Consider the following 25286-nt stretch of genomic DNA (forward strand, 5'->3'; position numbering starts at 1 on the left):
TAGGTATCAGTATAATTTGTGTTGTCTATATTCAATGCTTTGAGCCAAACACTCCATTTATAATCGAGATCGGTAAGCAGTAAAAAAGAAAAGTTTAAAGAGAAAAAACCCCAAGTACGCTAATACTTGAGGCAAAAGTGGTATAGATGTTATGAAGAAACGTACGCTAACTTTTTCAATCTAGAAGTGTTGGCAGTCATTAAGCGTTTTAGATCATCGCTAGCAATGGCGTTGTTATTCTAACGGTGTACCCTCAGCGTTAGAGACGATAGCCTCAATCTGAATTAATGCATCCATAGGAATTGCCGATACGCCAACGACGGTTCTAGCAGGCAAGTCGTCATGGAAAAAAGAGGTGTAAACCTCGTTTACCGCGTCGATATCCTCGATATTTTTAAGTTGAATAGTTACTTTTACGACATCATCCATGACATGATCGACACTCTCTACGATAGCTTTGATATTCTCTAAGCATTGCTTGGTCTGCGCGCTTATATCGCCGTCGATTATTTTATCTGTTTTAGGGTCGATAGGAAGCTGACCTGAGAGATGATTATAATCTGAAAAAGCGACCGTTTGCGTTGATAATGAGCTCTTTGGGGCATGGTCAGTATTATTCGCTTTGATCACAGTATCATAGTCTTTTTCAGTCGCTGTCGATGAGGTGCCATCCTCGTGTGATACCACAGCATCAATTTGTAGCAAAGCGCCCATAGGCAGGGATGAAGCTACCATAATCGTGCGCGCAGGAACGTAGCCGCCACTTGCCGAATCTGGAAAATAGCTACTGTATACCTCATCGACATCGGCCATATCGGAGAGGTTTTTTATAGCGATGTTTATCTTAACCACTTCGTGTAAGGGGACTTCAATATCTTCTAAAATAGCCTTGATATTTTCTAAGCACTGTCTGGTTTGTTCTTTTACCCCTCCTGTTATGATCTCTCCGGTGTCATTATCGACTGGCAATTGGGCCGAGATATTATTGTAATGAGAAAAAGCAATAGTTTGAGGGGACACAGAGCGCTTAGGTGCTTTTTCAGTGTCGTTTTTGACCTTTACCATCTCATCAGTGGCTTGTGGGTGTACACCTTCTTCATTTGAGATCATCGCATCCATTTGTAACAAAGCATCTCTAGGCAGTGCCGATACTGCCACAATGGTCCTTGTGGGCAGATATCCTTGAAAAAATGCGGCATAGATCGTATCGATGGCTTTGATGTCATTTTCGATATTGGCAGTTTCTTTTAGATATATTTTAATTTTGAGCACATCATTCATATCGTGCTCGATACTTTCAACGATAGATTTGATATTTTTTAGACACTGAGTGGCTTGCACGCGTATATTATTGGCGACCAAATCATTGGTCGTAGTATTGAGAGGGAGCTGCGCTGAGATATAGTTGTAATGAGAAAATGCCACCGTTTGGCTAGATGCGACATTTTTTGGGGCACTATCCGTATTTTTTGATACTTTTTTTATGTCGTTATTCATATCGATATACTCCTTTATGGATATGTGTTGCGTATAAGTTCTAAACGTTATGGTTTATCGCTTGCAAAACCCTTTAAATCGAATAAATATCTACAAATTCAAAAAGCCGCAGGACTCCCGTGCGGCTTTTGAGGGTAGTAATGATTGGTGTTTTATTAATAGAGATTAGCCAGCAGCTAATACACCACCAATGATAGCAACCACGCCGCCTAAGGCACGAGTAATACGGTTATCAGCTTTGAGCATCGCCTGACCTAGACCGCGACCCACAAAAGTAATGATTAATGTAGCAATGACAAACCCTGACATATACAGCAGCATACTGGAGCCCTGCGCCATTTCAGTACCGTGAGCATAGCCATGAGCGATCATAAACAGCGCCACTAAGCTACCGCCTACAGCCGTTGGTAGTTTAGCCAGCGTCGCAATGAGCACGCCGACTAGTAGTACTGACATGGCGATTCCCGTCTCTACACCGGCCAAACTTACGCCTGCCCAAGCCAATCCTGCACCCACGATCATGCCAGCGATAACGAATAAAGGCGTTCCGCGCTTCATAGTAGTATTTTGGCGAATACTCCAAAAACCAATAGCGCCCATTGCCAATAAATGGTCAAGACCCATCAGCGGATGGAGTAAGCCACTAAGAAAGCCATTACTCACCTGCTCGCCATGCCCAGGATGAGAAAAGGCTAGAGTCGCAGTGAGCATGAGACCTAGGGTCATCAGTATCTTACTTGTGATCTTACTCGTCGGTAAACCAGTCATTTTATTCATCATCCTCTCCCTGTTATTTTTTTGATTACTCTAGACTGTGTGGATAGTGGTTTTTTAATAGATATTTTTTTATCGTTCTTAATCTTAATGGATTAAGCATTGTCTGCTACTTTTCCAGGACGGCGTTCAGGTAGCATACCTTGTTTTAAGATAAAGCTGATGATCTCTTCTACGCCAATCCCGTCATAGAGGTTAGTGAATATAAACGGCCGTTCGCCGCGCATTTTTTTGGAGTCGCGCTCCATGACATCGAGCGAGGCATGGACGTATTCAGCGATATCAATTTTGTTGATAATGAGCAGATCTGATTTGGTAATACCAGGGCCGCCTTTACGCGGAATCTTATCACCAGCAGCGACATCGATGACGTAAAGGGTCAAATCAGAAAGCTCTGGACTAAAAGTCGCCGCTAAATTATCGCCGCCTGACTCTACTAACACCAGCTCTAGATTAGGGTGGCGGCTTTGTAAGTCATCAATCGCGGCTAGGTTCATAGAAGCGTCTTCGCGAATAGCAGTGTGCGGACAGCCGCCTGTTTCGACGCCAAGAATACGGTCGGCAGGCAGGGCATCGTGCTTTAATAAGAAGTCGGCATCTTCACGCGTATAGATGTCGTTGGTGACTACGGCGATATCATAATGGTCTTTTAGGGCGCTACATAGCTGGCGTAGCAGCGCTGTTTTACCAGAGCCCACTGGGCCACCGACGCCTACTCGTAAACAATGTTTCATGGTACTTGTCCTTATATAAAAACCAAAAAGTTGTAAAATTAAATCATTACTATGTTAAAAACTAACTTCTAAATAACCTTGAATACTGGGTTTCGTGATGCGCACTACCCAGCGCTAAGCCTGGAAGTATCGGACCTAGCTCTTCATCAGTTAATACCAACGCAGTATCGACAGCCGCCACCAGTTGTGGGCGTAGCTGTTCGTTTAAGCGCTGTGCTGCGGTATGGCCTAAAGGCAATGCCTTACAAGCAGCCGCCAGTTGGTTCTCAAGCCAAGCCCAAGCAAAGCCAAGTAGGCTTTGACGTACAGGAATTTGACGCTGATGAGCGGTCCAAGCAAACATCGTGACATAACCCGGATTATCCGGCAGCTTGGCATGACCCCACTGCGTCTTCGGTTGCAGCTCTAAGCTGACTAACAGACGCATGAGCGCCATACCCAAAAGGGTGTCTTCATCGCTGATCTCAGCGGTCTCTCGATTAGCATGTATCCAGTCATTCCAATAAGCTAAGCCGTCACTATCGTTTGCAGCCCAGCAAGCTTGCAAGCGAGATAATACAGGCAGCTCGCAGCGCGTCAGACCATCGCCAAGTACGCCCGTCAGCCATTCACCAAGCTCTTGCTCATTAGTGACCCAGCCCAGCTCAAAAGCACTCTCAAGCCCTTGTGACCAGGCAAATGCGCCGATAGGCAGCGCAGGGCTAATCAGTTGCATCAAGCCAAGTAATCCCAGATCACTGATTGTACTGGTAGACTCTTTAATGTGCGTGCTTGTGTCCATCATTATGAATACTTCCTTCATCATGAGTATGGCCGTCGTTGTGAGAGTGACTATGACTGTGATCGTGACTGTGACTGTGCGCGTGCTCACGACCCGCTTGCGCATAAGCGCCAGACTCAGGATCAAATGGCGCCTCATGATGAATCAACGTTGCACCTAGCAGTTCGGCTAACTCTTCTAGGACATAATCGGGCGCAAAGCGCACCCAATGACGACCATCACTATCACTACCAATAGCGAGCGATACATGACGATTACCTAAGTGATAACACAGCCGCCCAAGCGGTAGACCGTTCTCAATATAAGCGGTCGTGACAGGTTCGTCAGCCGCGCGCACTTGAATAATCTCGCCGCTACTGGTACCTAGCAAATCCCCATGGCGCATTACAGGACCACGATCAAGAAATAGGCCAACGTCTTGCCCTTGATCCGTGGTCGCTTTGAGACGACCGCGAATGCGTAGCTCATAAGGCAGTGTCAAAGTATCGTATTGTTTACTCTTGTCTATTTGATCACTATCGACTCTCGTTACTAATTCAAGCATATTAGCCTCTGTTTAAAACAAATGATAAAGCTGGGCGAGTGGCAGCTCGGATGATGGCTCACAAGTGAGTAGTTCGCCATCTGCATGCACCTCATACGTCTGCGGATCCACCGTCAATTCTGGGCATGCATCGTTGAGCTTCATATCGCTTTTGCGCATCTGACGGACGTTTTTGCAAGCGACCAAGCGGCTTTTTAAGCCCAGTTTTTCTTCGAGTCCCGTATCCATTGCTACTTGACTGACAAAGGTGATGCGAGTCGCGGCAGCAGCGCGGCCAAGCGCCCCAAACATCCGGCGATAATGTACAGGCTGCGGTGTGGAGATAGCGGCGTTGGGATCACCCATAGCGGCGCCTGCGATCATGCCGCCCTTTAGGATGATAGAAGGTTTGACGCCAAAAAACTTAGGCTTCCACAACACCAAGTCAGCAAACTTACCCACTTCAACCGAGCCGATTTCATGACTAACGCCATGGGTGATAGCAGGATTGATCGTGTATTTGGCGATATAGCGCTTCACGCGAAAATTATCAGTACCGCGTTCTTGATCCTCTGGTAATAACCCACGTTGTAAGCGCATTTTGTGCGCCGTTTGCCACGTGCGGCACACCACTTCACCGATACGGCCCATCGCCTGTGAGTCAGACGACATCATAGAAATGACCCCTAAATCTTGTAAGATGTCTTCGGCAGCGATGGTTTCTCGGCGGATACGCGAATCAGCAAAGGCGACATCTTCTGGGATACTGGCATCTAAGTTATGACACTCCATGAGCATATCGAGATGCTCGTCAACGGTGTTGATAGTATATGGTCTAGTAGGGTTAGTAGAAGAGGGCAGGACATTTGGGAGGCTACAGGCAACGAGGATATCAGGCGCATGACCGCCGCCTGCTCCTTCAGAGTGATACGTATGAATGCAGCGGCCTTTGAAGGCGCTAATGGTATCTTCTACAAACCCCGATTCGTTTAAGCTGTCGGCATGGAGAGCGACCTGGATATCATAACGATCAGCGACGTCTAGGGCGTTACTGATAGAAGCAGGAGTTGCGCCCCAATCCTCATGAATCTTTAGACTCATAGCGCCTGCTTTGACTTGTTGCTCTAGTGCCTCAGGATTGCTTGAGCTGCCTTTACCCAAAAAGCCAATATTGATAGGAAGGTCATCAACCGCTTGCATCATCTTACCCATGTGCCAAGGACCCGGCGTTTGCGTGGTTGCAATCGATCCGGTCGCAGGCCCCGTACCGCCGCCAATCATCGTGGTCAGACCACTCATGAGTGCTTCATCGACTTGCTGCGGGCAGATATAATGGACATGCGTATCGATACCACCTGCGGTTAGAATCTGACCTTCACCGGCGATAATCTCGGTACCTGGACCAATGACGATATCGACATCGGGCTGCGTATCTGGATTGCCTGCTTTTCCAATAGCGGCAATGCGTCCATCTTTGAGTCCGACATCAGCTTTGACGATACCCCACCAATCAATGATGATAGCATTGGTGATGACGGTATCCATGACCGCTTCATCATAGCGCTGGCTTTGACCCATGCCGTCACGGATGACTTTGCCGCCGCCAAACATCACCTCTTCGCCATAGTGGGTGTGATCTTTTTCTATTTCGATCCACAGCTCAGTATCGCCTAAGCGCACGCGATCACCAGTCGTTGGGCCGTACATATCTGCATAAGCTTGGCGAGAAATTTTCATGATGATGCCCCCGAGTCTGATGTTTGGTTCTGTTTTTGCTTGCCCTCTTGTTTGTTGTGTTGAGTGTCGTCTGAGTCTAGCGGACCCATAACCTCTCCGTGAAAGCCATAAATACGACGCAGTCCTGAAAAAGGAAGTAAGGGCACATCACGATTTTGTCCCGGCTCAAATCGTATCGCTGTTCCTGCCGCAATCGCTAGGCGATGACCATAAGCTTTTTTGCGATCAAATTTTAGTGCTTTGTTAGTCTCAGCGAAATGATAGTGAGAGCCGACTTGTACGGGTCTATCACCGGTATTAGACACGTTTATAGTGAAGCTTGTACGGTCCACGCACAGCTCAAGATCCTCGTTTTTTAGCTTATACTCACCAGGAATCATAGCGCTCTCCTTATACAATAGGGTTGTGAACGGTCACAAGCTTGGTGCCGTCAGGGAAAGTAGCTTCGATCTGTATGCTCTCGACCATCTCAGCCACGCCATCCATCACCTCATCCCGCGTCAAAATCTCTCGGCCAGCGCCCATCAAGTCAGCTACTGTGCGGCCCTCGCGCGCGCCTTCCATAATCTCACAGCTAATCAAGGCGATGGACTCAGGATAATTGAGTTTAATGCCTTTAGCACGGCGACGCTCAGCGAGCAGACCGGCGGTAAACAATAACAACTTATCTTTATCTCTTGGCGTTAACTCCATTGTCGACTCCTTTATTATTGTATGTAAGATTATGGCCTTTAAAATTAAGGCATTTAAGTTAACCAAATACGCGGGGTAGTGGCATTTATGCCAGTAAGCCTAGGACGAAGCACTTCTCGCGCTTGCTGGAACAACTCCCAAACTTGGTTACGCTCCTTGCCTAAATAGCGTAGCAATAACACGCCGCGGCGATAGGTCACCGCCCAATGCCTGCCAGCTGGTATCTGCTCGCGTAGAGCGGTAATGGCATCTAAGGGCTCTTCTAATCCCACAGCCCACAATGTCGCATGTACTGTCGCACCGCCTTGCCCCCACATACCGTCAAACCGCGCGTGCGTAGGCTCGATACTTTGACGCTCGATCCATAAGGGACGACCGCTACGAGTGAGTTCGAAGCGCTGCTTGAGGTGACCATTTGCAAAAGGCAAGTCGCTGGCAGGACGTCCTAAGCCAAGAATCTCCCAGCCTAGACATTTGGCGTTGTCTTCTAAGTCAAGAATGATAGTTTGCTCGCCAATTGAGGCATCAAAAGCCAAGGTCTCTTGCGGTAGCCACTCTAGCGTGGCACCGGCGGCGATTTTTAGATGAGTATGCTGATGCCAAGCGACGCCGTTGCTATCTGCTTTGTAGAGTTTGTTGGCAGCAGGAGTCGTCAATAAGGTGTGTGCGTTGGCAGCGATAGTGACATCGATATTGAGTGAATCACCACTGGCAATGCCGCCAGGAGGATGCAACAAGTAAACATGACAGCAGCCGTCACGGCCTTCGGGATAAAACGGTCTTTGTACGCGTAGAGGCCCGTAATGATGAGCTTTGTGCATGCGGGTGATAGAGGTATCACCATCGGCTCTAGTATCGAAGCCCAGTGTCAAGGAAGCCGCCCAGTGACGGCTGGCATCAAAATGATGCCCAGAATCAAAGGTCGATTTTTTATTTGCGGATATAGGGGATAAAGCTTCCACGCTAAGGTTAACCTTCTTAATATTAGACACATCCTATGTCTAATTGGCGGCTTCTTCGTTAAAAGTAGCGACTATTTATCGACTATAGCAGAAGGTTTTATTGATATCTATAGGTTTGATTTATATTTTAAAATTAAACTAATTTCGAGCTAGTACTCATTTTTTGCACGCTTAACATACTTAATTTGGCAAAATAATAATCCTTCTAGCGTTGAAGTGCTTGCTCAGAAAGGGTCACCGTTTGGTCACCGAGTAGGTGGTCACCGATTTTTAAAAGATAGAGGTCATGCGCAAAAACCTATTATTCATGCATTGTTAAAGAGTAGACTATTTAGCAAAAATAAATACAGAGAAAGTATCTAGCGATTATAGATAAAGGCTTTAAGGAGAAATACAGACACAAAAAAACCCCAAACAAGCTAATGTTTGAGGCGAAACTTGCTTAAACCCAAAGGTCTAAATTCGTTTTAAATATGGCGCAGCGGACGGGACTCGAACCCGCGACCCCCGGCGTGACAGGCCGGTATTCTAACCAACTGAACTACCGCTGCTTAGGTCGTCTAGCTTTTTTAACACAAGCTAATAAGTGGTGGGTGATGACGGATTCGAACCGCCGACATTCTGCGTGTAAGGCAGACGCTCTACCAACTGAGCTAATCACCCTGAGCGAGGATATAACGAAGCACTGCTTCGTCCGAGCGCAAGAGAATTTACATTGTCGTAAATTCTATAAAACTCTGCCTACACTAGATGTTACTGAATTTTCCTTAAAGGGAAAATTCTAGAAATTCTGCATCTAAATAAATGCTAACGAATTTCTTAGATCTAGCTAATCAAGACTGTCACCTCTTAATTAACTTCTAACAACTCAGAGCCAATAAAGCCCCTTGCTGTGGGTGTGTATTATATAGATTTAGTAAGGGCTGTCAAATACTATTTCATAAATTCGACAAATAAATAACCAGTGCTCCCAAAAGCTAACGAAAATAGTGAATTATAAATAAATTGTATTTGATAAATCACGGTGCAGAGGCTTACTATAGCGGTCTGTTTTTAACGCGTATAGACTAACGGCATAAGTCTTTTATAGCGCTAATACATGTTACAAACTTAAAGATCCTCAAATATTGGAGCCCATCATAGATCCTTTAGCGACACAACAAACGCTTGCGCCTTGGTCTTGGATCGATTTGGCCGGTCTAGGCTTAGTATTGCATATTACTTTGATGGTGGTCATGACCTTGCGCATCGTCACAGTACAGCGCAATATCGGTGTTTCAATTGCTTGGATTGCGATGCTCTATACGCTGCCTTTGGTAGGGTTTATCGCTTATCTTTTATTAGGGGAGCCGATGATTGGGCGGCGCTATCGGCAACGAGTCGATCAAGCGCAGCTATTGACCAACGACATGGCGGCTCGTGAGCGTTTGGTTTTTGATCAAGGCCAAGATCTATTGTCCGATCATTATCGCGGTGTTAGCTTGATCGGAACGCGAAAAACTGGGTTTGGCGTGTTTGCCGGTCATCAAATGCAGCTGCTGACAAGTCCAAGCGCTATTTTTGATCAGCTTATTGCCGATATCCATAACGCCGCTCACACTATCTATATGGAATTTTATATTATCTATCCTAAAGGCCAAGTGCTCGAGGTGTTGCAAGCTTTGATCAGTGCGGCAAAGCGCGGGGTAGAGTGTCACCTATTAGCTGACAGCGTCGGTAGTCTAGCCTTTGTTAATCGCAAGCACCATGAAGCATTAGAAAAAGCGGGTGTCTTTGTCCATCAGTCGCTGCCAGTAGGGCTGTTTAAGACCTTATTTAAGCGCTCAGACTTGCGTAATCATCGTAAGATTATTGTCATCGATGAGTATATAGGCTATACCGGTAGCTTTAATTTAGTAGATCCCAATTTTTTTAAACAAGATAAAAATGTCGGACAGTGGATCGATGTGATGATTCGTAGTACTAGCGTGCAACCGATTAGTGTCGCTACTGCTATGACTAAAGTGGTGGTCACCGATATCGGCGCTGAGAGTCAAGATAATCTCTATGAGCTTGATAAACGGGTAAATAATTACACGCGTAAGCTCTATGTGATGCATCCTACTATCAATGATCTGAATAGCCGGGTGCAAGTGCTTGACGATAATGTCGGAGCACAAGAAAGTGCCGTGCAGCCGTTAGCAGGGACGAGCTTGATAGATATTGCGCCTATGCCTGCAGTAGATAATGTCATAGCTCAGCTGATTCCATCAGCGCCGCAGCTGACAGGGCATGTCATTTATAATACTTTAGTAACGGTTATTCACCGGGCTAATACTCGTATTCAAATTACTACCCCTTATTTTGTGCCAGACGAAGCCTTATCTGGCGCGCTAACCACAGCTGCAAGGCGCGGCGTTGATGTGACGCTAATTGTACCTAAAAAGGTGGATTCGTTTTTGGTGCAGCATGCATCGCAGGCTTATTACCAAGAGCTGTTAGAGGCGGGCGTGAAGATTGCACGCTTTGAAGGCGGTTTGCTCCATACCAAAACGGTGGTCATTGACGATGATTATTGTCTGTTTGGCACGGTGAATATTGATATGCGTAGCTTTTATCTGAATATGGAAGTGACTTTGGCAATTTATACCCCAGAGATGGTGGCGCAAGTTTTAAAATGTCAAAATGCTTATTTAGAGAATTGTCAATTTTTAGAGTTGTCGTATTGGCAGCAGCGCCCGCGTTCTAAAAGCCTATTTGATAATGTGATACGCTTGTTTAGTCCCTTGTTATAATTAAGGCGTTTATTCACCCACAGGATACATTTCGTTATGTCTGCCAGCTCTGATTCTTTTGTAGCCAAGACTTCACTTGATTATATCGCTGAAGGATACTGGCAAGACTTTTTAGGAGAGCGCCCTATCGCTGGCGGTATCGCTTATGAAGCTGAGCTGCAGGCTTGTAAGCTAGATGAGACGCTAGCGAGCTTGCAGCGTGTGGATACGCTATTATCGCAAATACGCCGAGACCATGCGAAAAACGCAGTAGCAGAGCAGCGCTTATTGGCTGACGATCGCTTTCGGCATTTATTGTGGTTTCTCGCGTTTTATGCCGGACGCATTTTGGCCCGTGAGTGGCAAAGCCTACCGCATTGGTACAGTCAGTCTGAGCTGCGTCGCCGCTATCCTGAGCTGAGCTTGACTGTCGATGATTTTTATCGAGACATGGCAGTGGCTTATCAAGAAGACAGTGCTCAAGTAAACGACAATTTAAATGAGGTAAGCTCTCATGCAGCGGCGCTATTTTTTGCTTTAGAGCCAATCGGTTTACGTCTGTTTGGCCATATTGATCGGCAGTTTGTCGCCGCTCAAGGTGGTCAAATTGCTAATGGCCTGTATCAGGCGGTTAAAGAGCGTTTGCCTCAGACGCCTTCTCGAACCTCTCAGACGGCTAATACCACAGCAACCATTCAAAAGTCGCAGGCGAACACAGAAAACAAGCCAGAATATCAGCAAAACTTGGGGAAAGATCACTCAGCGAAGATAAACACTAAGCCGCCTGTCGATACTGTCTTGCCGTCAACCATAGCGCAGTCAAAGCCAGCTGAGAATGATGATGATTCCGTAATTGCCGCGCGTAGTGAAGCTGATAACCCTGCTCATAAAAGCCTTAATAGCCAACCCGAAAATCACAAAGTTGCTAATAAAAACGCCCAACCGACGCCTGAGCTGTTTACTCGTCTATTAAACGAGCTTAATGAGATTGAGGTTGCACAAAATGCCGGTATCAAAGAATATGAGCAAGCTTGTCATATACTCGATCAGTTCGAGCGTCATATCGCTAAGCAGGGTAAACCACGCGCGCAGGTCAAGTTTTTTGATACTCATCAGGCTGCTCGCCGGCAAGCATTAGGTTTACTGCAAAAGTCAGCCAACGCAGGCCATACTGGCGCTATGTTGCGACTGGCGATGTATGAGCTATTAGGCGAAGGCATGACTGAGCCGAGCATAAACACTGAGAGTCCGGCCCATAGAGATAAAGCTAGCAAAGACAAAGGTATACACTTAGTCAAGCAAGCAGCTGATGCCCATGATAGCCGCGCCCAGCGCTTGTTAAGTAAGCTGTACTATCAAGGGTTTGGGCTTACACAGGATATGGCTATGGGCAAATATTGGCTCGAGCAAGCAGCCGCTAATGGCCATCCTGAAGCGATGATTATCGATAAACAATGGCAGCAAGCACAGCTTCTGATGACAACTAAAGCCCAAGAGCAGCATAGCTTAAAACGCTATCAGCTACTCATTGGCATGGTGGTGTTAGTCGCCTTAGTATTGATTATTTTTGTTTGAATGATAGCGTTATTCTAATCATTTGCGGTAATATTGCTGCTTTTTATACTATTCATTGACCCAAGCTGACCCTCTCATGTCCTCTTCTTTTGTAGCGCCGCCTTGGTACTATCGAGTGGCTATTGCCACTCTTAAGCCCTTATATCGCATGCAAGTTTGGCGCCGTTCGCACAAGCGTGATAATTATCAAGAAGAGGTCGCTCAGCGTTTCGGCAAGGCGTATCCTGCGCCGCCGCAGCCGTCACAGATGATGACGGCTAAACAAGCACCAAAAGTGATTTGGTGTCATGCGGTATCTTTAGGGGAGACCAATACTGCTGCCCCTTTATTAGACGCGTTAATGGCAAAGGGCTACACTATTTGGCTGACGAATACTACGCAAACTGGCTTTGCCCGCGGCGCGACACGCTTCGCTGATGACATCGCGCAAGGACGTTTGAGTCACAGTTATGTCCCCGTCGATAGTCCGGTCGTCATTGAGCGTTTTTTGGTGCACGTGCAGCCTATCGCCGCTTTATTTGTAGAAACCGAGCTGTGGGCCACTATTTTGAGCAAATTATCCGAAAGGCGTATCCCGAGTATTTTGGTCAATGGACGCTTATCTTTATCGTCCTTTAACAGCTATCAAAAGATCGGCGCTGTCAGCGCTAGCATGATGCAAAACTTAAGCTTAATCATTGCGCAAGATGATCAATCGGCAAAGCGCTTTCGTCAGCTTGGCGCGTCAAGCGCACAAATTCGAGTAGCCGGTTCGCTAAAATGGGTGATTAATACGCCTACCTCTGCTAAGCAAGCTGAGCCCGCCGCAACCGACCTTGTAGCACTTAAAGCGTTAAATCGACCGTTATGGGTAGCAGCTAGCACCCATGAAGGCGAGGAGGAGGCTACCTTATCTATGCAGCAGCGCTTATTAGCGGATACCAAATTAGCCGATACTCTATTGGTCATAGTGCCGCGGCATCCTGAGCGCTTCGATGAGGTCGCTGATCTGATCAAAGCTGGCAGTTTAACGTTAGCTAGGCGTAGCTTAGATGAGCCTGTTAGCGCACAAACGCAAGTTTATCTTGCTGATACGATGGGCGAGCTGATGCACTGGTATCAGCAAGCCGATGTCGCCTTAGTGGGCGGCTCTTTGGTCGATATTGGCGGACACAATCCGGTGGAGCCGGCGAGCGTAGCAACGCCTGTACTGATGGGTAGATATACGCAGTCTTGTCAAAGCGTAGTGGATAAGCTGGCAGAGGTAGGCGCGCTATATCAGCCGAATAATGATTTTTTCCACTCTAATAGTGACAATTTTCCCTTTTTAGAAGCTGAAAGTAAATCTACTTCAGCTTCTAAAACGCTTACTGATAATGAGCTTATTTATCAGCAGCTAACGTTTTGGTTAAATCATCTGCCTTCTGCCAAGTCGGCCGGACAAGCAGGAGCGCAGATGACCGCCAAGCAGCAATCAGTGCTAGAGCAGCAGCTAGCAATGATTGAGCAGGTCGTTGAGCAGAGCCTTGATAAGGCAGTTTATGAATAGTATTTTATTGCCAGAAACTCAGTTTTTAGGTGCTTTTGCCCGCATTGAATCGCCTCTACAAATCGCTCATGCTGATAAAGTATTAGGGCTGAAAGTGGGCGATGGCCTAAAGATTGGGCAATTAGGCGGCAAGCTTGGTAGCGCTATTATCGATAATATAACGCCGACAGTCATTCATCTGCGCGAGGTAAAGCTCACCCTTGCTCCGCCTGCTAAGTTAGATCTAACCGTTATTTTAGCGCTGCCACGCCCAAAGGTGCTGCGCCGTTTGATTATGGATATGACCGCTCTTGGGGTGGCAAACATCATCTTAATAAACAGCTATCGCAGCCAAAAAAGCTACTGGCAAAGCCCCATGCTCAATCGCCTTGATGAATTTGTGCTAGCAGGATTGCAGCAAAGTGTCGATACTATCGCACCGTCTATTACTTTAGAGAAACGCTTCAAACCTTTTGTGGAAGATAAGCTGCCAGGTTTGCTTACCGCCGCAAAGGGACAGGCGATTGTGGCTCATCCTTATGGCGCATTATCGCTGTCAGCATACTTACAGCGATCTTCTATGGATAGCGGCTTGCCTAAGGTGGTTTTTATCGGTAGCGAGGGTGGTTGGATCGACTATGAGATAGAGCTGCTATCTACGCAAGGCTGCCAAGCGGTCACTATCGGCCCAAGAATATTGCGTACTGAAGCGGCGGTCAATGTCATTGTCGGACAGTGGCTTTTACATCGCTAATAAATGCTGTAAAACCGAGCCTTTGATAGGATATACCTGACAGAGCGAGTCGAATAAAGTTATTGATAATTAATCTCATTTCTATTAGTATGTGGTTTCTAGTTTTAAGCCGTTTATCTCGTTTTTATATCCTTTTATTGATGTTCTTTTATTTATAATCCAGCTTTGGAGAAAGCCATGTCGTTACAAGCGCTCAATGATTCAGTCGCGGTAAGTCAGCCCATAAAAACCACGTTATCTGTTGCTATCTTTAGTATGATGTTAGGTTTGGTCGGTTGTAATCAAACCCAAACGGCTGAAGGTGAGACGCCAACGACTGAGACTGAGGCGGCGACGGCCAGTGGCGATCAAACGGTGACGATTTATTCATCGCGTAATGAGCAGCTGATTAAGCCATTATTAGATCGTTATACCGAAGAGACTGGGGTTGAGATTGAGTTGGTGACTGATAAAACGGGCCCACTGATGGCGCGTCTGCAAGCAGAAGGTGATAACACGCCAGCCGACATGCTCTTGACCGTTGATGCCGGTAACTTATGGCAAGCAGGGGAACAAGGCTTATTGCAGCCTGTGGCTTCTACCGTGCTAGAATCTAATGTTCCGGCGAAGTACCGTGATCCAGCGGGTAACTGGACGGGTCTGTCGCTACGCGCTCGCACTATCTTTTATGATCCTAGCAAGGTTGATGCCGAGGAGCTATCGACTTATGCTGATCTAGCCGATCCAAAATGGAAAGGTAAGCTTTGTCTGCGCACCTCAAAAAAGGTCTATAACCAATCATTGGTTGCCAGTATGATTGAGCATTTAGGCCCTGAGAAAACTGAAGAGGTCATTCGCGGCTGGGTAGATAATTTGGCTACTGATGTGTTCAGTGATGATACGAGTATGCTAGAAGCTATTGCTGCTGGTCAATGTGAAGTAGGTATCGCCAATAGCTACTATTATGGGCGTATTTTAGACGAGAACCCTGATTTTCCAGTAGAGATATTCTGGGCTAACCAAGATACTACCGGCACGCACGTCAATATCTCTGGCGCTGGCGTAGTAGCGGCATCAGACAATCCAGATGGCGCGCTTAAATTGATGGAATGGTTGTCATCCGATGAAGCGCAAGGCATCTATGCCAGCTCCGATAAAGAGTATCCGGTCAAAGAAGGCGTTGATGAATCAGAGATGCTAAGATCTTGGGGCAGCTTCAAACAAGATGATATCAATGTACAAAAATTTGGCTCGCTGCAAACTCAAGCGATTCAGATGATGGATAAAGCTGGCTATAAGTAAGGCTTGATCACTTTGATCATTAGAGTCGCTATAAAGGGTACAAGATGGTAGTAATGTTATGATAACGATACCAAAAGCGTCCGAACATCAAGACGATATAGGATCTCCAGACCTTGTCGTCGTTAAGGATCGTACCCTTCTTAAGCGTGTTTTATCAAAATCAGTCTTAGGACTGATTTCGTTGTTTATGCTGATACCGATTTTGATCGTCCTATTATCATGGACACAGCCGATGGCTGATATTTGGTCGCATATGGGCGAGTACGTGCTGCCGCAAGTACTAAAAAACACGGCTATCTTATTAGCGATGGTGACTGTCATCTCCGGTAGCCTAGGCACCTCGCTTGCTTGGGTCACCAGTATGTACCGCTTCCCAGGCCAGCGGTTTTTTTCGTGGGCTTTGATGCTGCCGCTCGCGATACCTGCCTATGTCTTCGCTTTTGTGACCGTAGGTATTGTTGATTTTAGTGGGCCATTGCAAACCAGTTTGCGAGAGCTGGGCGTGGCCACTGCTGTTCCTTCGGTGCGCAACGTTTGGGGCGCAGGCTTCATTCTATCGCTTGCTTTTTATCCTTATGTTTACCTTTTAGCGCGCCAAGCGTTTTTGTCGCAAGGTCACCGCGCTATCGAAGCGGGACAGATGCTTGGGCTAAGCCGTGGCCGGGTGTTTTTTCGTTTAGCACTACCGCAAGCGCTGCCTTGGATTATTGGCGGCTTGTTGCTGGCGAGTATGGAGACTTTAGCAGATTTTGGCGCGGTGTCCGTATTCAATGTCGATACCTTTACCACCGCTATCTATAAGGCTTGGTTTGGCTTTTTTAGTTTGACTACTGCCGCGCAATTAGCCGCTTTACTCATTGGCGTAGTATTTATTGTCGTGATATTTGAGCAGTATTGGCAGGCGCGACGCGGCAAAGAGGGTACGCAAAGTAGCAATAAGCGCTTGACTAGTAGCGCCGCGACCAAGTGGGGCATGACGCTGCTCTGTAGCCTTTTGTTTTTAATGGCATTTTTAGTGCCGTTTTTGCAGCTACTGTATTGGACGGCGATGAACTACCGGCAAGACTTTGATGCACGCTACATTGATTTTGTCACCAACAGTCTGCTTATCGCCAGCATGACGACTGTGCTGATTGCTTTTCTCGCTATTATTATCGCTTGGATTAAGCGTCAGTATGCCGATAAAAGTACGAAACTGATGACCACTTTAGCTAATTTAGGTTATGTGGTACCGGGCACAGTGCTGGCAGTTGGGGTGTTTATTCCTATTGCTTGGCTAGACAATCAGCTGATCGCTTTTGGTATTACCTCCAAGCAAGTATTATCCGGTAGCGTGATTGTGATGTTACTGGCGCTTTCAACACGCTTTATGACAGTGAGCTTTCAGCCTGTCGATCGGCAATTACAGCGCTTGACCGTCAATCAAGAGGCCGCCGCTGAATTGTTAAGCTCTAGCCCGTTACAGCGCTGGCGACAAGTTGTGCTACCTGTGCTCAGTCCTGGGGTGCTGACGGCCTTGCTAATGGGTTTTGTGGAAGTGATGAAAGAGATGCCGATTACCTTAATGACGCGTCGCCAAGGCTGGGATACGCTAGCAGTACGAGTGTTTGAGATGACCAGCGAGGGCATGTGGGCGAGAGCGGCGCTACCGAGTTTGCTGATTGTGTTAGTGGGGTTAATACCAGTATGGATATTACTACGTCAAAGTGAAAAGCATAACTAATCGGCATAAATGGCAATAGTTAATTATTAAAATGTTAGCATTAGCACTTTTAAATTTGTCAGCTTTGAGTTTAACCCTTTTAAATTCGGCACCTTTAAATAGCAGCGATTACCCCTAATATTTATAGTCGCTAGTCTTATTCATTTATAGCTTACGAGTACCTTCTATGTATACCAACTTGACTAATGATGCTTTAGATAACGAGGAGAACTATGCAAAACAGCCCTCTTCTAAAAGTTGTCAACCACTTACAAAGGGTCGAGATCCAAAGCTTATAAAAGCCAAAGCCAGACTAGAAGCGAGCAAAAAATCATCCGTGATTCCTTTATCAGTGTTATCCCAAAAAGGCCAATCTATGCAAAATGCGCAAGCGTTTGGACAAGCGGATGTGGGTAGCGATATAAGTAATGAGCAAGGCGACGGCTACCCTGACCCGCGCGCTTTAGGGAGCAACACTGAGCCTTTCTTAAAGGTAGAAGACTTGATTGTTGGTTATGATAATCTGACTATCGTCAATGGCCTATCGCTAAGCCTGCAACAAGGTGAAATTGGTTGTTTCTTGGGTTATAGCGGCTGCGGTAAAACTACAGCGCTGCGAGCTATTGCGGGTCTTGAGCCCACCCGTCGAGGTAAAATTGAGCTAAACCATCAGCGCCTAACCGAACAAGATAAACGCCACTCTTTTGCAGTGGCTCCTGCCAAACGTGGTATGGGCATGGTGTTTCAAGACTACGCTTTGTTTGGTCATTTAAGCGTAGCCAAAAATATCGCTTTTGGTCTTAATAAATGGTCTGGCGCTGATAAAAAAGTGCGCGTGGCGGAGATGTTAGCGCTAGTGGGATTGAGCGAACACGCTGATAAGCGCCCCGCTGAGCTATCGGGCGGTCAGCAGCAGCGCGTGGCCTTAGCACGCGCGCTTGCTCCTAAGCCTAAATTATTACTCCTCGATGAGCCTTTTTCTAACCTTGATGTGGTGCTGCGTGAATCACTAGCGATGAGCGTGCGTGATATTCTAAAACGCACGAATACCACCGCTATCTTAGTCACTCATGATCAAAACGAGGCTTTTGCGCTAGCGGATAAAGTCGGGGTTATGCATCAAGGCAAACTCGTACAATGGGCAACGCCAAGCGAGCTCTATCATGAACCCGTTAGTCCTTTTGTCGCTGAGTTCGTTGGTGAAGGGGCGATGATAGACGGCATTATCAAAGAAGGTCATGTCGAGACGGCGCTTGGCGATATCTATCGGCGCATGGAAGTGTATGATGAATTAGGTCAGCCGCAATATTGCGAGTATGACTATCCTAATGGCACACCTATCAAAGTCCTCGTGCGGCCCGATGATATCATTCATGATGATGATAGCCAGCAGACCGCATTAGTAGTCGGGCGCGTCTTTCGCGGTGCTAACTACCTGTATCGCTTACAATTAGAGAATGGTCAAACCGTATTATCGTTAGTGGCGAGCCATCATAACCATGCGGTTGGCAGCCATATCGGTATCTTGCCGTTACTTGAGCATGTGGTGGTATTTGATGAAAAAGACGTCAATGCAACCACGTGGTCAGAATACGATAGATCACATTAAGCGCCCAAGACTAAGCGCTCAAGGACTTAACAAAAACTTTAAGTGTCAGCGGTCGCTAAGATATGCAAATAGCGACCTAGCCATTTGTACGGCTCTAATTGTGAGTAGCGCAGCTCCATCTTTATCACCGCCTCAGCGTCGTTATGACCGCCACGTTTAAGCGGCGCGTAATCATGAAAGACTCGCAGTCCACTTTCTAGCAAAATTTTATACTCATGTTGTTGTAGCCACGCTGCGACCTCTTGTCTAGCGACTGGATGATTGGGCGTCAGGCTTTTTTTATTGTCGGCCTCATAGTTTCCTTCGAGTAAGCGATCAAGCAAATTAAAGTTCCCCATAATCAGATTGCGATAATCGAAGCTGGCAGGATTGTAAAAGCATAGCGATAGCGCGCCCTTAGGACTTAGCTGCGCCGCAAAAAAATCCATTATCTCAGCCGGCTCTGCAAGCCATTCGAGCAGCGCGTGACAAAGAATTAAATCAAACTTATCGGCGCTGTTTTCTGCGAAACTCTTTTCTTCAGAGCTCTCGCCTTTAAAATCGCTTTTCTCAAAGCTTTCTTCTACTAAATTTTTTTCTGTAGTACTTTGCTTAGCAAGCTTATCCGGTAGCTGCTGATAAGGGCAAACCAGCCAGGTGATATCTAGCTTTGTCTTATTATTCGCTTCAAAAGCGACTACTTGCGTTTGCGCCTTTGATAGCATACTGGTTGAGATATCATTGATGACAAGCGTGTGACCTTGCGCCGCCAGCTCTATAGCGATTTGCGCTAGTCCTGCACCTACGTCTAAGATACGCAGCGGACGTCCTAAGCTTTGACTTTGTTTTTCTGCATATTCAAAAATATCGCGACGCAGTACCGCGAGCCTAATCTCTCCTTTTAAGCCGCCATAGACTTTTTTTTCGAAGTGATCGGCAATCGGCTCAAAACTGCGATCTACCCGAGCTGCTGTAAGCTGATCGTCTGAAGGTTTTGGGGTTTGGCTCATAAAAGCTCGTTTTTTATTAAAATAGTGAGTGTTGACTGAATATAGAGCATGCTAAATATCAAACAGACTCTAGTCAAATGACTTTGTATTGCAAATTTCAGAGTATCTTTTCAGGCTATTATACGGTATAAACAGTAAGGTAATAGCATCAACAACGGCCATTTTTACTGACCATAACAACGACTATTGATGATGTCTAACTTCTATATTTACTGCTAAGGATAGCGAATATGTCTCTCTCCCATTCTAATTTCTCCAAAAATCTAACGCGGTCTCGCTGCTTGTTATCAGTAGCCGTAGCAAGTAGTTTATTACTGACAGCTTGTGGCGACGATGATAATGATTTTAGTACGCAAGTATCAACAGAATCCTCAACCACTTCAGAGTTTGTAAAGACATTTAACCCAGATCAGATTGATACTCTTATTGGAGAGAATGCTGACACCCCTGATGCTGAGTGCGGCGTCACCGTTGAAAAAGTCAGCTATCCGACTGTTGGCGCTGCCGGCGAGGCCACTAACGCTACGGCAGCGTTGATGTTACCAATGGGTGATAGCGACGAGTGTCAAGGCGAGCGTCCTGTACTGCTTTATGCTCATGGTACTACTACCGATAGAGGTTATGACTTCACGCAAGTGGGTAATGTGAATAATCCTGCTGTCGGCGAGTCAACGCTAATAGCAGCCAACTTTGCCGCCCAAGGCTATATTGTCGTAGCACCGAACTATGCTGGTTATGACGACTCAGAGCTTGATTACCATCCGTATCTAGTCGCTGAGCAGCAATCAAATGACATGGTCGATGCGCTAGAGAGTGCTCGCTCAGTAATCGAAGAGCAAAAAGTGGCGAACAATGTCAATTACACCAATATCGAGGATTCGGGTAAATTATACCTCTCAGGCTACTCACAAGGCGGTCATGTCGCTATGGCAACAGCTAGATTGCTGGAGTCGCAAAACAAAACAGTAACGGCAATCGCGCCGCTATCAGGGCCTTATGCTCTAGCAGCTTTTGGTGACGAAATCTTTAAAGGTAACGTCAACATCGGCGCTTCTAGATTTGCGCCCCTGTTAGGTATCGGCTTAAAAGAGAAATACAGCAACATTTATGAGCAACCTTCAGATATCTTTTTAGATAAGTATGCTGACGTACGGCTACCTAGTAATACGGCGTTTGGCGACTTAGTGGCAGCGGGCGAAGTGCCCAATAATGCCTTGTTCCAAAACAATCCAACCGATCCAGCTTTGGCAGGGTTGAGTAAAGGCTCAATATTTTCCGCATTGGGCGGATATGATGATAGTGACTATCTTATCAAAACAGATTTTCGTGCCGCTTACGTGACCGATGCTGTCAATAATCCTGATGGTTTGATACCTGATGGTTTGATAATAGCTGATAGTAATAATTTGCCAGCGGCCAATCCGCAAAATAATCTACGTAAAGCGCTAAAAGACAATGATTTGCGTGGCTATGTACCGACTATGCCGACACTACTTTGTGGCGGTAACCAAGATCCGACTGTCTATTTTGATACTAATACTGGGTCTATGGCGGGCTTGTTGCAAGCAGCAAGTGCTAGTAATCCAGCTGCTAAACTGAATATTACTGTGCTAGATGTTGATAGAGACAATAAAAAGAGTCGCCCAGACAATACAACTCTGATCACCATTGGACAAGCATCGATGAATACGTGGGATATTAACGACGTAGTGGATAGCGTACAAACTAGGTTTAGCAATAGCGTGCAAAAAGTCAAAGACGATGCTACGGCACAAGGTGCCAATCCGCTATTAGCATTTTATAGCAACTACCATGGTAGCTTAGTGAGTTCAGCTTGTACGCAGGCGACTCGTGAATTCTTTAAGCAAGACTTTGAGCGCTCTTAAGCTGAAAAAGATAGTGGTTGGTAATTATTAAATAGCGTAAACAAAAAACTGCATTCAAAAGGGTGCAGTTTTTTTATGGACCGCCGATTTTTATAAAAAAATGGCAGTTTATGAAAGGTATATAACGACAATTTTTCTATTATAAAATAAAGCCAGCTAATCAGCTGTTTTGCTTGATTTTATTGGCATATAGATACCCCTAAGCTTGCAGATTTGTGCTAAAATAGTCCTCTTTATTTACCACTAAAACGATCATCATTTTCCCAAGATTTTTCACGCTTTATGGTGTTGCTTTGCCTAGCAATTTTGCGCGTTGATGTAACGTTTATCAAAATCTGCTTAGCCCATAAAGTTATCTATAAAGCCTGCAAAATTAATATAGCGAATATGAGTGAAGGAGTGTATATGAGCGAGTCGGTCAGTCCTATTGGCATTGTAGATGAATTAAAGCAGTCCTATCTGGATTATGCGATGAGTGTGATTGTCTCGCGTGCGCTACCCGATGTCCGTGATGGCTTCAAGCCGGTCCATCGCCGCGTTATGTATGCTATGCATGTGCTCTCTAACGACTACAACAAGCCTTATAAGAAGTCGGCGCGTGTGGTCGGTGACGTCATCGGTAAATACCATCCGCATGGCGACAGCGCAGTCTACGATGCGATCGTACGTATGGCGCAGGACTTTAGCTTGCGTTATCCGATGGTTGATGGCCAAGGTAACTTTGGCTCGATTGATGATGATCCACCGGCGGCGATGCGTTATACCGAAGTGCGCATGACCAAGCTGACCCATCAGATGCTAGGCGATTTGGACAAAGACACCGTCGATTGGGAAGATAACTATGATGGCTCCGAGCGTATGCCTAGTGTGTTGCCCGCTCGTGTACCGAACCTATTAGTGAATGGTGCGACCGGTATCGCGGTCGGTATGGCGACCAATATGGCGCCGCATAACCTGACCGAAGTGATTAATGCTTGTTTAGCATACGCTGAGAATCCACAAATCTCGGGCGAGGAGCTGATGACGCATATCTCAGGTCCTGACTTCCCGACGGGCGGCATTATCTATGGCCGCGCGGGAATCCAAGACGCTTACCGCACTGGTAAAGGCCGCTTACATGTGCGCGGTCGCTATCATATTGAGCCGATGAGCGACACAGGTGTCAACCGTGATCGTGAGCGTATTGTCTTCACCGAAGTGCCTTATCAGGCCAATAAAGCCAAGCTCATTGAGCGTATTGCAGAGCTGGTTCGTGACAAAAAGATTGAAGGCATCACTGAAATACGTGATGAGTCTGACAAAGACGGTATGCGTATCGCTATTGACTTGCGCCGCGGCGAAACCGCTGAAGTTATCGTCAATAACTTGTTTTTGCAGACACCGCTTGAGACTAGTTTTAGTATCAATATGGTGGCGCTCGATAATGGCCAGCCTAAGCTATTAACCTTGCGCCAACTGATTGCTGCCTTTGTGCGTCATCGCCAAGAAGTGGTAACGCGCCGTACTATTTATGAGCTCAATAAAGCTCGCGTTCGCGGTCATCTGCTTGAAGGTTTGACCGTAGCGCTAGCTAATATCGATGATATTATCGCCACGATCAAAGCATCTGCTAGCCGCGGTGAAGCACGCGAGAGTTTGCTTGGTAATACTTGGGGCTCAGGTAGCGTCGTCGCTATGCTAAAGGCAGCCGGTAGCCAATCGGTACGCCCTGAATACATCGAAGGCGAAGATCCTAAAGCGCCGTTTGGTCTTATCGATGATACGACTAAAGGCGAGCAAAGTTATCGCTTATCGCTTGAGCAGGTCAATGCGATTTTAGAGATGCAGTTGCATCGTCTGACCGGCCTTGAACAAGATAAATTGACCGAAGAGTATCAAGACTTGTTACGTGAAATCGCTAATTTAGAGTCTATTTTAGGTGATTTTAACAAGCTGATGACCATTATCTCTAATGAGATGATTGAGATTCGTGAAAACTTTGGTGACGAACGCCGTACTGATATCATCGATTCGCGTACTGACTTTAGCCGCGAAGATTTAATCCCAGAGCAAACTGTCGTGATGACGGTTTCGCGTACCGGTTACGCTAAGACCCAGCCTATCGATGATTATGTCGCGCAAAAACGTGGCGGTAAGGGTAAGTCTGCTACGGCGATGAAAGAAGATGATGTTATTGATCATTTAGTAGTGACCTCAACGCATTCTACGGTATTGTGCTTCACGGATACCGGCCGCGTCTTTAGTTTACGTGGCTTTGAAGTACCGATTGCCAGTCGCGGTTCGCGTGGTCGTCCTTTAGTGAACTTGATTGGACTAAGTGGCGATGAATCGGTGACGACGATACTACCTATTCCGAAGATGGTAGAAGAGTCCTCCGCAAAACATGAGCTTACGGTAAACGAGACCGACGAGGATTTGTTAGAAGGCAGCACTACTGCCGAGCCGCCTTTTGTGTTCTTTGCGACGGCTAATGGTACGGTGAAGCGCGTAGAGCTCAAGCAGTTTGCCACTATTCGCTCCAATGGCTTGATTGCCGTAAGCTTAGAGGAAGGCGATAAGTTAGTGAGCGCGCGTATCACTAACGGTAGCCAAGAGGTGATGCTATTTGCCTCAAGCGGTAAAGCTATACGCTTCGATGAAAACGATGCCCGTGCTATGGGTCGTACCGCCAAAGGCGTGCGCGGTATGCGCTTAAAAGATGACGAGTTTATTAAATCCTTAGTCGTTATCGAAGATGATGTTCGCGAGATTTTGATAGCTTGTGAAAACGGCTTTGGTAAGCGTACCTTTATTGAAGAATTCAATACCCAGAATCGCGGCGGTGGCGGCGTTATCGCTATCAAAACCAGTGAGCGTAATGGCGCTTTAGTTCGTGCAACCAAGGTCGATCCAGAAGACGATATTATCTTAATATCTGACAAAGGCACCTTAGTGCGTACCCCTGTCGAGCATGTCGCTAGTGCCGGTCGTAATACGCAGGGCGTAACATTGATTCGTCTGTCTAAAGATGAGAAGCTAGTCGCTATGGCTAGGGTCGAGCACGAAGAAGAAGATAATGAGCTGATTGAGGCTATGCGTGAGGATGGTACTTTTGACGTTGAAGGTCAGGAGCAGGCAGATATCGATGCGACAACTGCCAGCAACGTAAACGATGATATTAGCGATACTGTCGATATCGCTAACGACTATGATATAGAAACTGGCATCGATGAGGATGGCGAGGTTAAGGGCGAGGACTAAACCGCTAGCTTAAGAGCTGTCATTCTAATTTTACATTTTCAAAAAAACCTCCAACGATAACGTTGGAGGTTTTTAACTTTTTTATTCAAATATTATAAAAGTTAGTTTCAGCAGCTTTAAAAGAGAAGCCTGAAAAAGCCTGAAAGTTATAAAGTGATACCAGTATTTCAGAGCGCCTATGAGTATCAAATTTTAAATAACTAAGCTATTATTAATAGGCTTTAAATTATAAGCGCTAGTCGTTAGCTTATAATAAGGTGTTATAGCGCTTTGCTAATTGACTCAAATT

The 25286-nt window shown here is 46.3% G+C and carries 19 protein-coding genes and 2 tRNA genes; 9 read left to right on the forward strand and 12 right to left on the reverse strand.

Annotation, left to right across the window (positions count from 1 at the left end):
* Positions 1 to 234: 234 nt before the first annotated feature.
* The 11 genes from ACS8FD_RS02955 to ACS8FD_RS03005 form a co-directional block, all read right to left on the reverse strand.
* On the reverse strand, positions 235 to 1497 hold the full coding sequence (locus ACS8FD_RS02955; protein WP_439274391.1) for a RidA family protein: 1263 nt from the start codon (positions 1495 to 1497) through the stop codon (positions 235 to 237).
* 165 nt (positions 1498 to 1662) lie between these two features.
* Entirely contained in the window at positions 1663 to 2274 is a 612-nt protein-coding gene (locus ACS8FD_RS02960; RefSeq protein ID WP_439274392.1) for a HupE/UreJ family protein, read from the reverse strand.
* A 92-nt stretch (positions 2275 to 2366) separates the two neighbouring features.
* Entirely contained in the window at positions 2367 to 3005 is a 639-nt protein-coding gene (ureG, locus tag ACS8FD_RS02965; RefSeq protein WP_439274393.1) for an urease accessory protein UreG, read from the reverse strand.
* Positions 3006 to 3066: 61 nt separating this feature from the next.
* On the reverse strand, positions 3067 to 3789 hold the full coding sequence (locus tag ACS8FD_RS02970; protein ID WP_439274394.1) for an urease accessory protein UreF: 723 nt from the start codon (positions 3787 to 3789) through the stop codon (positions 3067 to 3069).
* On the reverse strand, positions 3764 to 4330 hold the full coding sequence (gene ureE, locus ACS8FD_RS02975; protein ID WP_439274395.1) for an urease accessory protein UreE: 567 nt from the start codon (positions 4328 to 4330) through the stop codon (positions 3764 to 3766). The genes ACS8FD_RS02970 and ureE overlap by 26 nt, the downstream gene beginning before the upstream one ends.
* A gap of 12 nt (positions 4331 to 4342) precedes the next feature.
* Positions 4343 to 6046 (reverse strand): urease subunit alpha, encoded by a 1704-nt coding sequence (gene ureC, locus ACS8FD_RS02980; RefSeq protein WP_439274396.1) that lies wholly within the window; start codon positions 6044 to 6046, stop codon positions 4343 to 4345.
* Complete coding sequence (locus ACS8FD_RS02985) at positions 6043 to 6426, reverse strand: urease subunit beta (protein WP_439274397.1); 384 nt, start codon at positions 6424 to 6426, stop codon at positions 6043 to 6045. Before ACS8FD_RS02985 ends, ureC begins: the two co-directional genes overlap by 4 nt.
* Before the next feature lie 10 nt (positions 6427 to 6436).
* Positions 6437 to 6739: an urease subunit gamma gene (gene ureA / locus ACS8FD_RS02990; protein WP_439274398.1), complete on the reverse strand. Its 303-nt coding sequence runs from the start codon at positions 6737 to 6739 to the stop codon at positions 6437 to 6439.
* Positions 6740 to 6792: 53 nt separating this feature from the next.
* A complete protein-coding gene (locus ACS8FD_RS02995) occupies positions 6793 to 7701 on the reverse strand; it encodes an urease accessory protein UreD (protein ID WP_439274399.1) in 909 nt (302 codons plus the stop codon).
* A 474-nt stretch (positions 7702 to 8175) separates the two neighbouring features.
* Positions 8176 to 8252 (reverse strand) — tRNA-Asp (locus ACS8FD_RS03000).
* Between the two features lie 36 nt (positions 8253 to 8288).
* Positions 8289 to 8364: transfer RNA gene (locus ACS8FD_RS03005), tRNA-Val, on the reverse strand.
* Between the two features lie 464 nt (positions 8365 to 8828).
* Between ACS8FD_RS03005 and ACS8FD_RS03010 the strand changes: the two genes are divergently transcribed.
* The 7 genes from ACS8FD_RS03010 to ACS8FD_RS03040 all read left to right on the forward strand — a co-directional run bounded on the left by ACS8FD_RS03010 (position 8829) and on the right by ACS8FD_RS03040 (position 18882).
* A complete protein-coding gene (locus tag ACS8FD_RS03010) occupies positions 8829 to 10475 on the forward strand; it encodes a cardiolipin synthase (protein ID WP_439274400.1) in 1647 nt (548 codons plus the stop codon).
* Positions 10476 to 10511: 36 nt separating this feature from the next.
* Complete coding sequence (locus ACS8FD_RS03015) at positions 10512 to 12029, forward strand: tetratricopeptide repeat protein (protein ID WP_439274401.1); 1518 nt, start codon at positions 10512 to 10514, stop codon at positions 12027 to 12029.
* A 76-nt stretch (positions 12030 to 12105) separates the two neighbouring features.
* Entirely contained in the window at positions 12106 to 13557 is a 1452-nt protein-coding gene (locus ACS8FD_RS03020) for a 3-deoxy-D-manno-octulosonic acid transferase (RefSeq protein ID WP_439274402.1), read from the forward strand.
* Positions 13550 to 14290: a 16S rRNA (uracil(1498)-N(3))-methyltransferase gene (locus tag ACS8FD_RS03025; RefSeq protein WP_439274403.1), complete on the forward strand. Its 741-nt coding sequence runs from the start codon at positions 13550 to 13552 to the stop codon at positions 14288 to 14290. Before ACS8FD_RS03020 ends, ACS8FD_RS03025 begins: the two co-directional genes overlap by 8 nt.
* Before the next feature lie 177 nt (positions 14291 to 14467).
* Complete coding sequence (locus tag ACS8FD_RS03030; RefSeq protein WP_439274404.1) at positions 14468 to 15571, forward strand: extracellular solute-binding protein; 1104 nt, start codon at positions 14468 to 14470, stop codon at positions 15569 to 15571.
* 58 nt (positions 15572 to 15629) lie between these two features.
* On the forward strand, positions 15630 to 17294 hold the full coding sequence (locus ACS8FD_RS03035; RefSeq protein ID WP_439274405.1) for an ABC transporter permease: 1665 nt from the start codon (positions 15630 to 15632) through the stop codon (positions 17292 to 17294).
* Between the two features lie 481 nt (positions 17295 to 17775).
* The gene (locus ACS8FD_RS03040) at positions 17776 to 18882 is read left to right on the forward strand and encodes an ABC transporter ATP-binding protein (protein ID WP_439274494.1); all 1107 of its coding nucleotides are present in this window, start codon (positions 17776 to 17778) and stop codon (positions 18880 to 18882) included.
* Between the two features lie 38 nt (positions 18883 to 18920).
* Here ACS8FD_RS03040 and ACS8FD_RS03045 read toward each other — a convergent pair whose 3' ends face one another.
* Entirely contained in the window at positions 18921 to 19871 is a 951-nt protein-coding gene (locus ACS8FD_RS03045) for a methyltransferase domain-containing protein (protein ID WP_439274406.1), read from the reverse strand.
* A gap of 230 nt (positions 19872 to 20101) precedes the next feature.
* On the opposite strand from ACS8FD_RS03045, the gene ACS8FD_RS03050 reads away from it, so the two are divergent.
* On the forward strand, positions 20102 to 21757 hold the full coding sequence (locus ACS8FD_RS03050) for an alpha/beta hydrolase family protein (protein ID WP_439274407.1): 1656 nt from the start codon (positions 20102 to 20104) through the stop codon (positions 21755 to 21757).
* Positions 21758 to 22162: 405 nt separating this feature from the next.
* Positions 22163 to 24997 carry a DNA gyrase subunit A gene (gyrA, locus tag ACS8FD_RS03055; protein WP_439274408.1) on the forward strand — a complete coding sequence of 945 codons (2835 nt, stop codon included), beginning with the start codon at positions 22163 to 22165 and terminating at the stop codon, positions 24995 to 24997.
* The last annotated feature ends 289 nt before the right edge of the window (positions 24998 to 25286 follow it).

The sequence above is a fragment of the Psychrobacter sp. 1U2 genome, from assembly GCF_051847575.1.

Coding starts and splice junctions, on each gene's coding strand:
- ACS8FD_RS03035 (WP_439274405.1), top strand. CDS start 15,630: ATGATAACGATACCAAAAGCGTCCGAACATCAAGACGATATAGGATCT.
- ACS8FD_RS03015 (WP_439274401.1), top strand. CDS start 10,512: ATGTCTGCCAGCTCTGATTCTTTTGTAGCCAAGACTTCACTTGATTAT.
- gyrA (WP_439274408.1), top strand. CDS start 22,163: ATGAGCGAGTCGGTCAGTCCTATTGGCATTGTAGATGAATTAAAGCAG.
- ACS8FD_RS02970 (WP_439274394.1), bottom strand. CDS start 3,789: ATGATGGACACAAGCACGCACATTAAAGAGTCTACCAGTACAATCAGT.
- ACS8FD_RS02955 (WP_439274391.1), bottom strand. CDS start 1,497: ATGAATAACGACATAAAAAAAGTATCAAAAAATACGGATAGTGCCCCA.
- ureE (WP_439274395.1), bottom strand. CDS start 4,330: ATGCTTGAATTAGTAACGAGAGTCGATAGTGATCAAATAGACAAGAGT.
- ACS8FD_RS02960 (WP_439274392.1), bottom strand. CDS start 2,274: ATGAATAAAATGACTGGTTTACCGACGAGTAAGATCACAAGTAAGATA.
- ACS8FD_RS03030 (WP_439274404.1), top strand. CDS start 14,468: ATGTCGTTACAAGCGCTCAATGATTCAGTCGCGGTAAGTCAGCCCATA.
- ACS8FD_RS03025 (WP_439274403.1), top strand. CDS start 13,550: ATGAATAGTATTTTATTGCCAGAAACTCAGTTTTTAGGTGCTTTTGCC.
- ACS8FD_RS03020 (WP_439274402.1), top strand. CDS start 12,106: ATGTCCTCTTCTTTTGTAGCGCCGCCTTGGTACTATCGAGTGGCTATT.
- ACS8FD_RS02985 (WP_439274397.1), bottom strand. CDS start 6,426: ATGATTCCTGGTGAGTATAAGCTAAAAAACGAGGATCTTGAGCTGTGC.
- ureG (WP_439274393.1), bottom strand. CDS start 3,005: ATGAAACATTGTTTACGAGTAGGCGTCGGTGGCCCAGTGGGCTCTGGT.
- ACS8FD_RS03050 (WP_439274407.1), top strand. CDS start 20,102: ATGTCTCTCTCCCATTCTAATTTCTCCAAAAATCTAACGCGGTCTCGC.
- ureC (WP_439274396.1), bottom strand. CDS start 6,046: ATGAAAATTTCTCGCCAAGCTTATGCAGATATGTACGGCCCAACGACT.
- ureA (WP_439274398.1), bottom strand. CDS start 6,739: ATGGAGTTAACGCCAAGAGATAAAGATAAGTTGTTATTGTTTACCGCC.
- ACS8FD_RS03045 (WP_439274406.1), bottom strand. CDS start 19,871: ATGAGCCAAACCCCAAAACCTTCAGACGATCAGCTTACAGCAGCTCGG.